General features: G+C 65.6%; 17 protein-coding genes and 1 tRNA gene. 9 read left to right on the top strand and 9 right to left on the bottom strand.

Annotation, left to right across the window (positions count from 1 at the left end):
* Positions 1–10 precede the first annotated feature (10 nt).
* Both A5658_RS18970 and A5658_RS18965 read left to right on the top strand, forming a co-directional pair.
* Positions 11–412: a metalloregulator ArsR/SmtB family transcription factor gene (locus A5658_RS18970; RefSeq protein WP_067338810.1), complete on the top strand. Its 402-nt coding sequence runs from the start codon at positions 11–13 to the stop codon at positions 410–412.
* Positions 409–1,338 carry a cation diffusion facilitator family transporter gene (locus tag A5658_RS18965; protein ID WP_067338807.1) on the top strand — a complete coding sequence of 310 codons (930 nt, stop codon included), beginning with the start codon at positions 409–411 and terminating at the stop codon, positions 1,336–1,338. Before A5658_RS18970 ends, A5658_RS18965 begins: the two co-directional genes overlap by 4 nt.
* 7 nt (positions 1,339–1,345) lie before the next feature.
* Here A5658_RS18965 and A5658_RS18960 read toward each other — a convergent pair whose 3' ends face one another.
* Positions 1,346–1,894: a TetR/AcrR family transcriptional regulator gene (locus tag A5658_RS18960; RefSeq protein WP_067338804.1), complete on the bottom strand. Its 549-nt coding sequence runs from the start codon at positions 1,892–1,894 to the stop codon at positions 1,346–1,348.
* A gap of 110 nt (positions 1,895–2,004) precedes the next feature.
* Between A5658_RS18960 and A5658_RS18955 the strand changes: the two genes are divergently transcribed.
* Positions 2,005–2,469 carry a hypothetical protein gene (locus tag A5658_RS18955; RefSeq protein WP_197503163.1) on the top strand — a complete coding sequence of 155 codons (465 nt, stop codon included), beginning with the start codon at positions 2,005–2,007 and terminating at the stop codon, positions 2,467–2,469.
* On the opposite strand, the gene A5658_RS18950 is transcribed toward A5658_RS18955, so the two are convergent.
* Complete coding sequence (locus tag A5658_RS18950) at positions 2,410–3,123, bottom strand: TetR/AcrR family transcriptional regulator (RefSeq protein WP_082993293.1); 714 nt, start codon at positions 3,121–3,123, stop codon at positions 2,410–2,412. The genes A5658_RS18955 and A5658_RS18950 overlap by 60 nt on opposite strands.
* On the bottom strand, positions 3,116–4,369 hold the full coding sequence (locus A5658_RS18945) for a cytochrome P450 (RefSeq protein ID WP_067338798.1): 1,254 nt from the start codon (positions 4,367–4,369) through the stop codon (positions 3,116–3,118). Before A5658_RS18945 ends, A5658_RS18950 begins: the two co-directional genes overlap by 8 nt.
* A 240-nt stretch (positions 4,370–4,609) precedes the next feature.
* Here A5658_RS18945 and A5658_RS18940 point away from each other — a divergent pair, with 240 nt between their 5' ends.
* The 3 genes from A5658_RS18940 to A5658_RS18930 are packed head-to-tail and all read left to right on the top strand — an operon-like array spanning position 4,610 to position 6,621.
* Positions 4,610–5,335, top strand: a complete 726-nt coding sequence (locus A5658_RS18940; protein WP_067338795.1) for a YafY family protein — start codon at positions 4,610–4,612, stop codon at positions 5,333–5,335.
* 11 nt (positions 5,336–5,346) lie between these two features.
* Positions 5,347–5,748, top strand: coding sequence for a nuclear transport factor 2 family protein (locus tag A5658_RS18935; RefSeq protein WP_067338792.1), 402 nt, complete (start codon positions 5,347–5,349; stop codon positions 5,746–5,748).
* 12 nt (positions 5,749–5,760) lie between these two features.
* Positions 5,761–6,621, top strand: a complete 861-nt coding sequence (locus A5658_RS18930) for an alpha/beta fold hydrolase (protein WP_067338789.1) — start codon at positions 5,761–5,763, stop codon at positions 6,619–6,621.
* A 50-nt stretch (positions 6,622–6,671) separates the two neighbouring features.
* Here the strand turns inward: A5658_RS18930 and A5658_RS18925 are convergent.
* From A5658_RS18925 to A5658_RS18905, 5 genes are all read right to left on the bottom strand, one after another.
* Positions 6,672–6,744 (bottom strand) — tRNA-Ala (locus A5658_RS18925).
* Between the two features lie 44 nt (positions 6,745–6,788).
* On the bottom strand, positions 6,789–7,769 hold the full coding sequence (gene glpR, locus A5658_RS18920) for a gephyrin-like molybdotransferase receptor GlpR (RefSeq protein WP_067338785.1): 981 nt from the start codon (positions 7,767–7,769) through the stop codon (positions 6,789–6,791).
* Between the two features lie 122 nt (positions 7,770–7,891).
* Positions 7,892–8,545 carry a GNAT family N-acetyltransferase gene (locus A5658_RS18915; protein ID WP_067338782.1) on the bottom strand — a complete coding sequence of 218 codons (654 nt, stop codon included), beginning with the start codon at positions 8,543–8,545 and terminating at the stop codon, positions 7,892–7,894.
* Between the two features lie 21 nt (positions 8,546–8,566).
* Positions 8,567–9,859, bottom strand: a complete 1,293-nt coding sequence (glp, locus tag A5658_RS18910; RefSeq protein ID WP_067338778.1) for a gephyrin-like molybdotransferase Glp — start codon at positions 9,857–9,859, stop codon at positions 8,567–8,569.
* Positions 9,860–9,902: 43 nt separating this feature from the next.
* Positions 9,903–10,811, bottom strand: coding sequence for a UTP--glucose-1-phosphate uridylyltransferase (locus A5658_RS18905; protein WP_067338775.1), 909 nt, complete (start codon positions 10,809–10,811; stop codon positions 9,903–9,905).
* Positions 10,812–10,835: 24 nt separating this feature from the next.
* Between A5658_RS18905 and A5658_RS18900 the strand changes: the two genes are divergently transcribed.
* Positions 10,836–11,423, top strand: a complete 588-nt coding sequence (locus A5658_RS18900) for a 5-formyltetrahydrofolate cyclo-ligase (protein WP_067338771.1) — start codon at positions 10,836–10,838, stop codon at positions 11,421–11,423.
* Here A5658_RS18900 and A5658_RS18895 read toward each other — a convergent pair.
* Positions 11,420–12,097: an HNH endonuclease family protein gene (locus A5658_RS18895; protein WP_067338768.1), complete on the bottom strand. Its 678-nt coding sequence runs from the start codon at positions 12,095–12,097 to the stop codon at positions 11,420–11,422. The genes A5658_RS18900 and A5658_RS18895 overlap by 4 nt on opposite strands.
* 296 nt (positions 12,098–12,393) lie before the next feature.
* On the opposite strand from A5658_RS18895, the gene A5658_RS27685 reads away from it, so the two are divergent.
* The gene (locus A5658_RS27685; protein ID WP_082993292.1) at positions 12,394–12,744 is read left to right on the top strand and encodes an FmdB family zinc ribbon protein; all 351 of its coding nucleotides are present in this window, start codon (positions 12,394–12,396) and stop codon (positions 12,742–12,744) included.
* A gap of 65 nt (positions 12,745–12,809) precedes the next feature.
* Positions 12,810–13,072, top strand: a 263-nt coding sequence (locus A5658_RS18885; protein ID WP_369830547.1) for an SAF domain-containing protein, incomplete at its 3' end; no start/stop codon positions are given.

Below are 13,072 nucleotides of genomic sequence, written 5' to 3'. Positions count from 1 at the left end.
ATATCTGCGTATGAACGCAAATAACGACGTTCCCGCGTCGATCCCCGACGACGAAGTCAACCTGATCGTCGAGGTTTTCCGAATGCTGGCCGACCCCACCCGCGTCAGACTGTTGTGGGCGCTGACCGGCGGCGAGCTGTCAGTGTCTGAGCTGGCCGAGCAGGTCGACAAGCCCGCACCGTCGGTGTCGCAGCATCTGGCCAAGCTTCGGATGGCCCGGTTGGTGCGCACCCGGCGCGAAGGCACGACGATCTTCTACAGCCTGGAGAACGAACACGTCAGCCAGCTCGTCGCCGACGCGGTGTTCAACGCCGAACACGCCGGGCCAGGTGTGCCCACCCACCATCGCGGCGACGGCACAGTGCGGACAATTTCCCGAGACCGTAACCAGCGCAAGGTAACTCAGCGATGACGCACTCCCACGGCCACGGTCACCCGCACTCGCACGATTCCGCCGACAGCATCGACAGCGCAGTGGAGTCCAGCGCCGCGGGCATCCGCGCGGTCAAGGTCAGCCTGGTGGTGCTCGGCGTGACGGCACTCGCGCAGATCGCCATCGTGATGGTCTCCGGGTCGATCGCGCTAGCCGCCGACACCATCCATAATTTCTCCGACGCCCTGACCGCCGTCCCCCTCTGGATTGCGTTCGCGCTCAGCACAAAAGCCGCCACGCGCCGCTACACCTACGGGTTCGGGCGCGTCGAGGATCTCGCCGGACTGTTCGTCGTCGCGACGATCACGCTGTCGGCGATCATCGCCGGTTACGAGGCCGTCCAACGACTCGTCCACCCCCAGCCGATTCAGAATCTCGGCTGGGTCGCGCTGGCCGGCCTGGCGGGCTTCGTCGGCAACGAGTGGGTGGCCCTCTACCGCATCCGAGTCGGAAGACGCATCGGCTCAGCGGCTTTGGTGGCCGACGGCTTGCACGCCCGCACTGACGGCTTCACCTCACTGGCTGTGCTCGTCGGTGCCGGGGGTGTCGCACTGGGCTTTCCGCTCGCCGACCCCGTCGTCGGCCTGATCATCACCGTGGCCATCCTCGCGGTGCTGCGGACCGCCGTGCGCGACGTGTTTCGCCGCCTGATCGACGGCGTCGATCCGCAACTGGTCGACACTGCCGAAGTGGTGCTGGCCGGCCGCGAGGGCGTCCGCTCGGTGCACAGCGTGCGGATGCGCTGGATCGGCCACCGACTACACGCCGATGCCGAACTCGACGTCGACCCGACGCTGAGTTTGGCTGCGGCACACCGCATCGCACACGACAGCGAGCACGACCTCACCCACGCGCTGCCGAAACTCGCCTCCGCGATGATCCACGCCTATCCCGCGGACGGCTAGGCAGGCGTTACGCTGCTGCGCCTTTGAGAAAGACCGAGACAACGGTGTCGGCTGCTTGCTCCGGTGTCAGTTTGCCGGTGGTGGTCAGTATCAGGGCGCGCCCGATCAGCGCGCCATACATCGCGAACAGTGCGCCGTCGGGCAGGTCGGCCCTCAACTCACCGCTACGGATCGCCCGATTGATGACATCGCGCATCGGTGCGATCGCGCGGTCGTGGGGCGGGTGCTCCTTGTGCTCGTCGTCCTGGCTGACCACCGCGGCGTACTTCATCCCGGTGCGCAAGAAAACACCGGTAATGCGTGCGATTGCCCGGTCGGCGGGCAGCGTGTCGAGATCGGCGGCCGCGAGCGCTTGGAGCAATTCGGTGGTTCCGACTTCTTGAACACCGCGAACAAGTGATTCACGGGTCGGGAAGTGCCGGTACAGGGTTGCCCGACCGACGCGGGCCTCTTCGGCGATGTCGGTCATCGCCGCATCGGGCTTGCGGCCGAGCACCCGTGCGGCGGCGTCGAGGATCGCCTGCCGGGTGCGTTCGCTCATCTCCTCGCGCGCCATGTGAGCATTCTAACGTCTCGTGACGAGACATCGGTGTCTCATGATGGTGTAGTGTCATCTCGTATGAGAACCGCACTGCGTGTGCAAATGACGCCGACGCGAGGCTAGTGATGGACAATCCCGCACGGTTTATGAAGATCTTCGCGAAAGCCAACGCGCTTGTTCGGCCAGTTCTGCGGTCGCCGTTGCACCCGTTGCTGAGCAAGCGGCTGATGTTGTTGAACTACGTCGGCGGTAAATCAGGTCAGGCGTACACCTTCGCGCTCGGTTACTTTCCGTGGGACGACGGAACCGTCGTCGCGTTCAGCTCGGCCAACTGGCCGAAGACGATCGCTCGCGCACGGAATGTGAGAGTGCTTCTCGAAGGTCGGTGGTTCGCCGCGGAACCCACCGCGATCACCGACCCCGACCAGAAATGCGACCTGCTTGGCGAGTTCGCCAGGCGCAACGGGCCAAAAGCCGCCAGGGGACTGATGATTGGCCTGCCCGGCGACCGGCAACCGAGCCGTGAAGAGCTACTCGCTGCTGCGTCCAAGACGACCATCGTGCGCTTCGCGCTGACCCTGACGAGCTGACGTGAAAAAGTCCCCATCGGCTTTTTCGTCATGGCCGTCGAGCGACAGCGAGGTCATTCTCGGATAAAGGATCGCTGGGCCCAACCATCGAGTAAGAAAGCGGCGTAACGCGAGCCCTTCACGCGCCTCTTGTCCGGGATCGGTCAGGAGGGACTGCACGGTGCGCAAGGTCATTTCGGCAAGTTCACGGAGGCCCGTGGCGTCGAATCCGTGAAGCTGCCAATCGACGTCGAAGCGGTGGAAGACGGACAAACAGAATGCGATGGCCGTGTCAGAGGCCAGCGAGGTTGCGGCTTCGCCCTCGTCTCGGCGGGTCAGCAGATTCTCCAATTGTGGATCACCACCGAGGTTCTCGAGTCCAAAGGACACGCTTTCGACGATTGCGGTAACGGGATCCTTGACGCCGCCGACGTGGTTCGCAACCTGGTCGATGAAGCCGTTGACCGCACGCATCGAGCTGGCGATGAGTAGCGCGTCAACATTGGTGAAGTAGCGATAGACCGTCTGGCGAGTGACACCGAGCCTGCGGGCGACGTCGGCAAGGCGGATCGCTGATCCGCGCTCGGCGACCTCTTCGTCTACCGCGGTCAGGATGCGCGAGATCGCCTCCTCGTCGGATGAGGGTGTCACACCCGCCCAGCCGCGACTACGCATCGGCCGTCACAAGCCTTTCGCTGGTGAATTCGATCGGAAGCGTTGTCGGACCGGTCATTCCCAGCACGGATTTCCACGGTGCCGTGCCGGCGCGATGGGCCACGGGCAGGCGGCGAGTGAGGACCGTGAGTGCTTCCGCCAGTTCCCGGCGGGCGAGGTTGGCCCCTAGGCAGTAGTGCGCACCACCGCCGAACGTCAGAATCGCAGGCACGTCCTTGCGCGCGATGTCGAAGCGGTCAGCATCGTCATAGATCGCTGGATCTCGGTTAGCCGCAAAGGTATTCGCGAGCACAAAGGTCCCCGCCGGGAACAAATAACCGGCGAACTCGACATCCTCAATGGCGGCTCGGGGCGCGATACACGCCGCTGGTGAGTGGCGCATGCTCTCCTCGACCGCTTGCATGGCGAGTTCGGGATGCTCACGCAGCTTCGCCCATTGATCGGGATGCTCGCAGAGCACCTGCACTGACGCGGCAAGTTGGTTTCGCGTCGTATCGGTTCCCGCCATCAGGAAGCCGGCGACCAGCATGCGGAGTTCGTCGAGATTGAGCCTGTCACCGTCACTTTCGGCGCGGATGAGTTCCGACAGCAGATCATCGGTCAGATTCTTGCGGCGGGCGGCGACCATGTCATCGACGTAGGCGTCGAGTTCACCCCATGCGCGAATGATGACGGACTCATCGAAGGTGGGATCCGGCTGAAAGTTGAGGGCTTTGAAGATCTCCTCAGTCCAGTCCGCGAACAACTGCCAATCCGCGCGAGGCGCACCTAGCAGCGCGCACATGATCGGGGTCGGGTACTGATACGCGATGTCGGTCACCACGTCACACCGTCCGGCGTCCGCCACCCGATCGATCAGCCCATTGACCACCTCGTGGATCGTGTCTTGCAGACGCGCTGTCGCCCGGGGGGTGAACGCCTTGGAAACCAACTTGCGTAACCGGATATGTGGTGCACCCTCTAAGCCCAGGAGGCTGTTCGCCATCTTGTCGTACAGCGGACCCGACGTGATGCCCTGCGCCGCCAGCGTGATACCGGGCGGTAGGCGGAATCTGTTGTCGCGCAATATATCCCGAGCCAATTCGTAGGACATGATTTCCGGGCCGAGTGGTCCGATCGCGATCGGCGAGCGCGATTGCGCCTCTCGGGCATCGTGAAGGACGTCGTGCGGAGTGGCGGCGAGGCCGTAAGTGAGCGTGGGGAGCCCAGCTTCGAAGACGTTGGGGGCGGCGCTCTGGGCGTTCATCGATCTCCCGACTTCCGGTTGAGCCAGATCAGGCCCGATGGACATCCATATTCGAAGTGTATGACCAAATCTCAATTAGCGTCAACGAGTCCCATCAAGCGCCGAGGTAAATAAGCACGTAACCTGCCTAAGGTCATACGAGTTATTTGTTGGCGTCCAGGTTGTGGGGTCGGGGCTGCAGCACCCCGGTGTGTCAGTCCCCGGTAGTACGGTCGCGACTAACTCGGAGGGTTCAGCGGGATGACCAAGACAGAACGTTGGTACGCAATTGTCGAGGAACTGCGCGCATCGTCGCCGCGGCCCCGTAGCGCCCGATGGTTAGCGGAGCGGTTCGAAGTCAGCACCCGCACGATCGAGCGAGACCTGGACGGACTCCTCCAAGCGGGTGTGCCGCTCTATACCCAGGCAGGTCGCTCCGGCGGTTGGATACTCGACAGCTACGCCACGTTCGCTGCACCCTCGCTCGACGCAGCCGAAGTCACTGCACTCGCTGTAGCGGTGGCACTTCTAGCCAATACTCCATTCGCCGAAGCGGGCAGGGGTGCGTTGAGCAAGCTCGTGGGTTCGTTGGGTGAGTCGGGACGTCGCGACATTGGCGCGTGTTCGACTCCGGTCGGCCTGATGAACTGCCACGGCGAAGCCAATTCCGTACCGCGCGCGGTGCAGTGGGCGTTGGGCCATCGGCGGGTGCTGCGCCTCGAATACGGCGATACGAACGGTGCTCTGTCTGTCCGCGAGGTCGAGCCCGTCGGGTTTCTCGGAGGGCAAAGTTGGTATCTGGTCGCATGGTGCCGGCTTCGCGAAGAGATGCGCACCTTTCGCATGGACCGCATCCGCTCGGCTGAGGTCTTGGCCGAACCCATGCCTCGACGTGACGTCGATCTGGCCATCGCGGCACGCGGCTACGAAGTCGAATTTCTAAATCCGCTCGGAAACTCCGACACTACGGTGTCGCAACACTGCTAGATGCTCGCCTTATGAGCACAGCTGAAGAGGACAAGCACGCCCAACTCGTCCTAGAGGCGTTTGACGCACTGTTCAACCGACACGACTTCGAGGCGGCTGAACGTTACTGGTCGCCGAACTACATCCAACACAGCGCGGTGATCCCCCCAGGCCGCGACGGTCTGTTCGCTCACGTCGCTGCCCTGCCCACGACCGTCAAGTATGAACACCACGTCATTGCCGCCAACCGGGATTTCGTCTTGGTCCACGGTCGGCTCTCCGGCCCGGGGCTGGCTAGAGCAATCGTCATGGCCAACATCATTCGCATCGAAGACAACCGGTTGACCGAGCACTGGGAGGTGCTCCAGGACGAAGTCACCCGAAAGGAGTCCAAGAGCGGAATGCCGATGTTCGGCAACGAATTTCCAGCTTGAGGGGAAGTACTCATGGCATCGAACATCGATGAAGACTGGTCACACGGCTCGGAGGAAAGGTTGATAGCGACTGCCCTCGGATCGATTAACGTCAGAATCGGCGGGCGCGAGGACGGTCCGGCGATGGTGTTCTGGCCGAGCCTGCTGATGACCGGGTCGATGTGGCGTTATCAGTATCAGCACTACGCTCCCACCCATCGCGTGGTTCTCATCGACCCGCCCGGCATCGGGAGATCGACTCCCCTCACCGAGACCATCACGCTCAACCAGAGCGCGGACTGCCTCGTCGAAGTCCTCGATGCTTTGGGCATCGACAAATGCCTTTTCGTGGGTAACAGCTGGGGTGCAATCCTTGCCGGAGTATTCGCCGCGCAACATCCAGAGCGACTACTCGGGTCGGTGGCGGCCAACGGAACCGCGTCTGCCGCAAGCGCAATCGACAAGATCAAACTGGCCCCACTTATCGCACTTCTTCGGCTGCATGCCACTACACCCAGATGGTTCGTAGCCGTCACGCAATCAAGCTTCGCTGGTAAGACCGCCCAGAAGAGCAAGCCCCAGTTCCTCAGCGTCCTCCGATGCGTACTGGACGAGAACCCCAAATCTATGGCCCGGCAAATGAGGAGCATCCTGACCGGACGCGTGGACACGCACGCACACTTGCGTGCCATCGACAACGTGCCGGTTCTTGTCATCGCCGGAGCCGAAGATCGTCAATTCTCGGTGGCCACAGCCCAAGATGTTGCGTCCGCTATCCGCGGCAGCAGGCTTGTCGTCCTTCCGGGAACGGGTCATCTGTCAGCACTCGAAAGTCCGGACCTGTTCAACAACGCTGTAGACGACTTTCTAGAGGAAATCCGCACACACGGCTAGGGGCCGAGCGACTGCGCCCTCACGCACCGCGCTGAACTGCTCAATTTCTGTGGAGCTAAGGGGAATCGAACCCCTGACCTACTCGATGCGAACGAGTCGCGCTACCAACTGCGCCATAGCCCCTGACCGGTAGCAGGCTACCAGTCGCGGCCGATGCGGCCGAACCGCTACTGCCCGACCGCCCTCGGCAGGTCCCAGCTGTACTCCCGCGCATACGGCGCGTAGTCGAGGTGCTCGAACATCGGGTCTTCGTCGTCGATCTCCAGGACCACCGCGCCGGGCCGTCGCAACCGCGACGGCACCACGTCGTACTCGCGGTCGTAGGTGTTCTCCACACCAAGCTGCGAGCGCGCCATCCGCTGCATCCGGCGCCTGCGCACCCTCTCCTCGATCCGGGTCTGCTTGCGCAGGTAGCCCAGGTAGAGCACGGTCGCCGCGGACATGGCGCCGAAGAGCCACCACGCCGACGGCGTCAACAGGAAGGCCGTCATCGCCGACAGCACCAAGGCCAGCGCCATCACCATCAGCACCCGCTTGCGGGCGGCGTATTTGCGAGTAGCGGCCGCCGCGGCCTTGTCCGGGTCGAAGCGATGCCGCCGGTCGTACGCCGGCGCGGCGCGCATCGGCTGCTCCTCGGCGACCGGGATCCCCGACGTGTCGTCGATGTATTCGTACTGGTCCTCGTCGTCACCGAGTTCGATGGCGAGGTTGACCTCGGTGTCGGCCTCGTCCTCGGTCTCGTCGTCGGTGTCGGTGCTGGCGGCCGGCAACGCGGCCGAGTCCGGGTCGATCACGTCGACGTCCAGATAGTCCGGACCGGTCTCCTCCGCCGACGGCGCCGCCACGGTTGCCATGACGCGCGAGGGCGGCGCGTCGTCGGCATCGTCGGCGTCGTCTGCGACGAGATCGTCCTGGTCGTCATATTCGTCTTCGTCGGGCTGCCAGTCCGGGTTGCTGCGGTGCCCGGCGGCGGGCTTACCGCGCTTGATCAGGCGAGCCGCGGTGCTGGTGTTGAGCACCCTCGTTGCCAGGGCCACGTCGCTGGTGCGTCGCACCGCGTCGCGCTTGCTGACCAGCATGGGGACCAGCACGAAGAGCCAGAGCACCACGAGTGAGATCCAAAGCAATGATTGCGGGATGCTTGGCATGGCGACCCGCTCCTTTCCCGGCCAGACGCGACCAGTTGACGACGCCCTCTGACAAGCATCATTGGTCACAAAAGTCACGTTCGTAACACGACACGCCGCGCGTTGACGACGGACTGAAACCCTTAAGCCCAGCGGGCGTGGCCCTCGCGGACCAGCGCCGACACCACCGACCCGTAGACCTCTTCGATCGTCAGGCCCATCAGTAGGTGATCGCGCCAGGCACCGTCGACCTGGAGGTAGCGCTTCAACAGTCCTTCTTCGCGAAACCCGACCTTCGCCAGCACGGCCCGGCTCGCCGCATTCTCCGGTCGCACTGTGGCTTCCACCCGGTGCAATCTGACCGGTCCGAAGCAATGGTCGAGACCTAGCGCCAAGGCGCCGGTGGCGACGCCCCGACCGGTCATCGAACTGGAGACCCAGTAGCCGATCCAGGCCGACCGCAACGCGCCGTGCGTCACGTTGCCGATCGTCAACTGTCCGCAGAATTGGCCGTCCAACTCGATGACGTAGGGCAGCATGCGGCCCTTGCGGGCCTCCGACCGCAAACTGGAACACACCGCGGGCCATGTCGAAATCGAGTGTCGGGCAATCCAATCGGCCTCAGTGCTGGGCTCGTACGGCTCGAGGTGCGCGCGGTCGGCGAGCCGGGCGCGGCTCCACTGCGCGGCATCACGCAGACGCACCGGACGCAGCCGGATCACCCCGGCGTCCACCCGCAGCGGGCCCACCGAGCTCGGCCAGCCGGGGTGCTGAGAGTTGTTGCCCCACAAGGTCACGAGCCCAAACCGCCGGGTCGTTCAGCCGCGCTGAGCCAGGAAGGCGACGTCGACGATCTCGCCGGTGCGGATCTGCTCAGCCTCACGGGGAACCACGACCAGACAGTTTGCCTCAGCCAGCGTCGCCAACAAATGCGACGATGCGCCCGGGGCCCCGCCCAGCGCCTGCACCAGGTACTCACCGGTGTCCTGATCGCGCATCAGTTGCCCGCGCAGAAAGCCTTTGCGGCCGGCCACCGAAGTGATCGGCGACAGCGTGCGCGCCTGCACGACCCGGCGCATCGGCTGGCGCTTGCCCAGGGACAACCGGATCAGCGGCCGGACCATCACCTCGAACACCACCAGCGCGCTGACCGGGTTGGCGGGCAACAGAAACGTCGGCACCCCGTCGCGGCCCAACTGTCCGAAGCCCTGCACCGAACCCGGATGCATGGCGACCCGGGTGACTTCCATGTCGCCGAGCTTGGACAGCACCGAACGCACCGCGTCGGCCGCCGCACCACCGACCGCGCCCGCGATCACCACGATCTCGGCGCGGTTGACCTGTCCCTCGACCACCTCGCCGAGTTCGCGGGCGTCGCCAGAGACGATGCCGACGCGGTTGACCTCGGCGCCGGCATCGCGGGCGGCGGCCGCCAGCGCGTAGGAGTTCACGTCGTAGACCTGGCCGTTGCCCGGGGTGCGGGAGATGTCGACCAGCTCGCCACCGACCGCCAGCACCGACACCCGCGGACGCGGATGCACCAGCACGCGGTCACGTCCCACCGCGGCCAGCAACCCGACCTGGGCGGCCCCGATGATCGTCCCGGCTCGCACGGCGACATCGCCGGGTTGCACGTCGTCGCCGGTGCGCCGCACGTACGCGCCCGACCGCACGCCGCGCAGCACGCGCACCCGCGACTGGCCGCCGTCGGTCCAGCGCAGCGGCAACACCGCGTCGGCCAGTGTCGGCAGCGGCGCCCCGGTCTGCACGCGCGCGGCCTGGCCCGGCTGCAACCTGCTGGGCGTCCGCGCACCGGCCGTCACGGTGCCCATCACCGGCAATGTCACGCCCCCGCGGGCGGACGCCGCCCCCGGCGCGTCGTCTTCGTCGTCGGGCGGCTCGTCGGGCTCGGTCTCGCCCACGCCGAGCACGTCGACGCTGCGGACCGCATAGCCGTCGATCGCGGCCTGATCGAATCCGGGCAGCGGGCGTTCGGTCACCACTTCTTCGGCGCACAACAGCCCCTGGGCCTCGGCAATGGCGACCCGCACCGGCCTCGGCGCCACCGCGGCAGCCGTCACCCGGGCTTGTTGCTCTTCCACCGAACGCACAGCGCGCCTTTCTTTCTCGACCGGGCGCGGAACCTGGCAGCGGCTAGTCTTCGGCCAGACCCAATCGGGTCACCAACCACCGCCGCAGATCTGGCCCGTAGTCGTCACGGTCCAAGGCAAAGTCAACCGCAGCCTTGAGGTAGCCGCCGGGATTTCCCAAGTCGTGTCGGGAGCCGCGGTGGACCACGACGTGCACCGGATGCCCCTCGTCGATCAGCAACGCGATCGCATCGGTCAGCTGCATTTCGCCGCCCGCGCCGCGCTGAATGCGTTGCAGCGCTTGGAAGACGGCGCGGTCGAGGACGTAGCGGCCCGCCGCGGCGTACAGCGACGGCGCGTCTTCGGCCTTCGGCTTTTCCACCATGCCCTTGACCTTCAACACGTCCCGCTCGGCACCGGGCACCGGCTCGACGTCGAAAACGCCGTAGGCGCTTACGTCTTCGCGCGCCACCTCGATGGCGCAAAGCACCGAACCGCCATACTCGGCACGCACTTTCGACATCGTCTCCAGCACTCCGGTCGGTAGCACCAGGTCGTCGGGAAGAAGGATGGCGACGGCGTCCTCGTCTTCCCACAGCACCGGTTCCACGCAGCTGATCGCGTGCCCGAGGCCGAGCGGCTCGGTCTGTACGACCGACTCGACCTTGATCAGCTGCGGCGCCCGGCGGACCTTGGCCAGCATGGCCTTTTTGCCGCGGGCCTCCAGGGTGCCCTCGAGGACCAGGTCTTCGACGAAGTGCGCGACGACGCCGTCCTTGCCTTCGGAGGTGATGATCACCAGACGTTCCGCGCCGGCCTCGGCCGCCTCGGCCGCGACCAACTCGATGCCCGGCGTGTCGACGACCGGCAGCAGCTCCTTGGGCACGGTTTTTGTCGCTGGCAGAAAACGGGTGCCCAAACCGGCCGCGGGCACAATCGCCGTGCGAGGAACCGAATCGTGTGGGGTCGCCATTGTTGAAACCATATCGTTGACCCCGTGGCCACCGCGGGCAAGTCCGCATTGCGAGAACGGCTGTTAGCAGCGCGTCGATCGGTGCCCGATGCCGCGCGGGCGCAGCAGGCCGCCGCGCTGGCCGGTCATATCGACGCGCTGGCGGTCGACGGCGCCACGGTGTGCGCCTACGTCCCGGTCGGCGCCGAACCGGGATCGCGCGACATGCTCGACGTGCTGGCGCGCCGGGCCGACCGGGTGCTGCTGCCGGTTGCGCGCACCACCGCCGAGGACGACGCGGTCGCGCTGCGGTGGGGCGAGTACCGCGCCGGGGAGCTGGTGGCGGCGCGCTTCGGACTGCTCGAACCGCCCGGGCCCTGGTTGCCCGCGACGGCGGTCACCGAGGCGAGCGTCGTCCTGGTGCCGGCACTGGCCGTCGATCGCACCGGGGCGCGCCTGGGCCGGGGCCGCGGCTTCTACGACCGGACGCTGGTGCTGCGGGCCGCGGGCGCGCGGCTGATCGCCGTGGTGCGCGACGAGGAAGTGCTCGACGAGGTGCCGCACGAGCCGCACGACGTGCCGATGACGCATGCGCTGACGCCCGGGCAGGGCCTGATCGCGCTGACCGGTTAGCAGCCGCGCAGCACCCGCCGCATCGCGTCCTTCTCGTTGCCCGATACCCACAGCTGGTAGTCGGTCTTCACCTCGACCACGCGGGTGACGAAGGCGCACCGAAAAGCCGCGTTCGGCGGCAACCACGACCCGACATCACGAAAAGCCTTGTCGAAGTTGGCTTGTCCACCGACGGCCAGCAGATTGCGGGGGTCGTTGGCGAAGTCGAGGCGGCGCTGGTCGTCCCACAGTCGCGCGCCCTTGTACCACGCGTCCGACAACGAGACGACGTGGTCGATCTGGACGGCCGACGATGTCTCGGGGCCGCGGACGAAGTCGATCGTCGCGCCCGTGTACGGATCGTGCAACACGCCGCTCTGCGCGAAGCAGGTTCCTGGCCGCACCTGCAGGTCGGCCAGGTCGCGGCGCAGGATGTCGTCGCGGGTGTTGCATCCGTTGTGGCCGAACTCGACGTTGACGTCGTCGCTCCACGGCTCGCCGAACCGGAACCGCTGAAAGTCAGAGACCCGATCCCAGCCGTGGACGGGCAGCGCCTCCACCTGTTGGCGGGCCGCGGCGAAGGCCGGGTTTGGGGGGAACTCCTGCGGGACGGGTGCGGGTTGGCGGGCCCCTTCGTCGCGCAGGTACTGCCAGCTGACGGCAACGGCGATGCCCAGGATGATCAGGACTGCCATCGCATTCCTGAACCGCCTGCGAAACCGTCGATGGGGTTTCATATCACTGAGAACCGTTTCGCCGCCGTGAGCGTTGTCGCCTCGCGAATGTAATTCACACTGTCGGCGTTGCCATTCGAATGGAGCCGCAGTGCTGTTGAAACGCGGTGCCCTGTTCGCCTCGAATCCCAGCCGCACCTCCACACGAAGCGCCCCCGGCCTCCTGACGCCGCAGGCGGGAATGACAGGCGCCACATAGCGGTTTTAGCACTTGAGACTGTAGAGTGCTAAGCGTTTAGACCATCACGGAGGTTTGTGTGCCGACTTACAGCTACGCCTGCACCGAATGCGGTAACCGCTTCGACGTAGTCCAGGCCTTCAGCGATGCCGCCCTGACCACGTGCGAGAAGTGCTCCGGCCGCCTGCGCAAGCTGTTCGGCAACGTCGGTGTGGTGTTCAAGGGCAGCGGCTTTTACCGCACCGATAGTCGCGAAGCGTCAAACGGCTCGAGCAGCAAGACCTCGAGTGCGTCGTCGAATGGTGACGGCTCGAGTTCGGGCGACGCGGCCAGCTCGTCCTCGGAGAAGTCGAGCTCCTCGAGCGACTCGTCCACCTCGAAGTCCGACTCCACGTCGGCGTCGAAGTCGCCGGCCACCACCTCCAGCTAGCCGGTTATCCACAACCGGCACTTCGCCGGCCGCGCGTTTCGCCGCTTCACACTTACCGTTGTCGGGTGGCGGGTTCCCAGACATCGTTGGATCCGTCGCTGCCGGCGCGTGTTTCGCAATGGCTGCGTCCCGACTGGTCGCGCACCGTGCAGGCCCGTCGTATCGCGGCCGGCGGACTGGTTTTGCTCGCCGGGGTCGCGGCGCTGCGGCCCGATCCCACCGACGGCCGCGCGCAGGTGGTGGTGGCCGCACGCGACCTGAGCCCGGGCGCGGCGTTGACCGGCAACGACGTTCACCTCGAAACACGTTTAGTGCCAACGATTCCCGA

This window comes from Mycobacterium sp. 1245111.1, assembly GCF_001673405.1.
Lineage (GTDB): Bacteria > Actinomycetota > Actinomycetes > Mycobacteriales > Mycobacteriaceae > Mycobacterium.
This window is presented reverse-complemented; position numbering and strand designations above follow the sequence as displayed.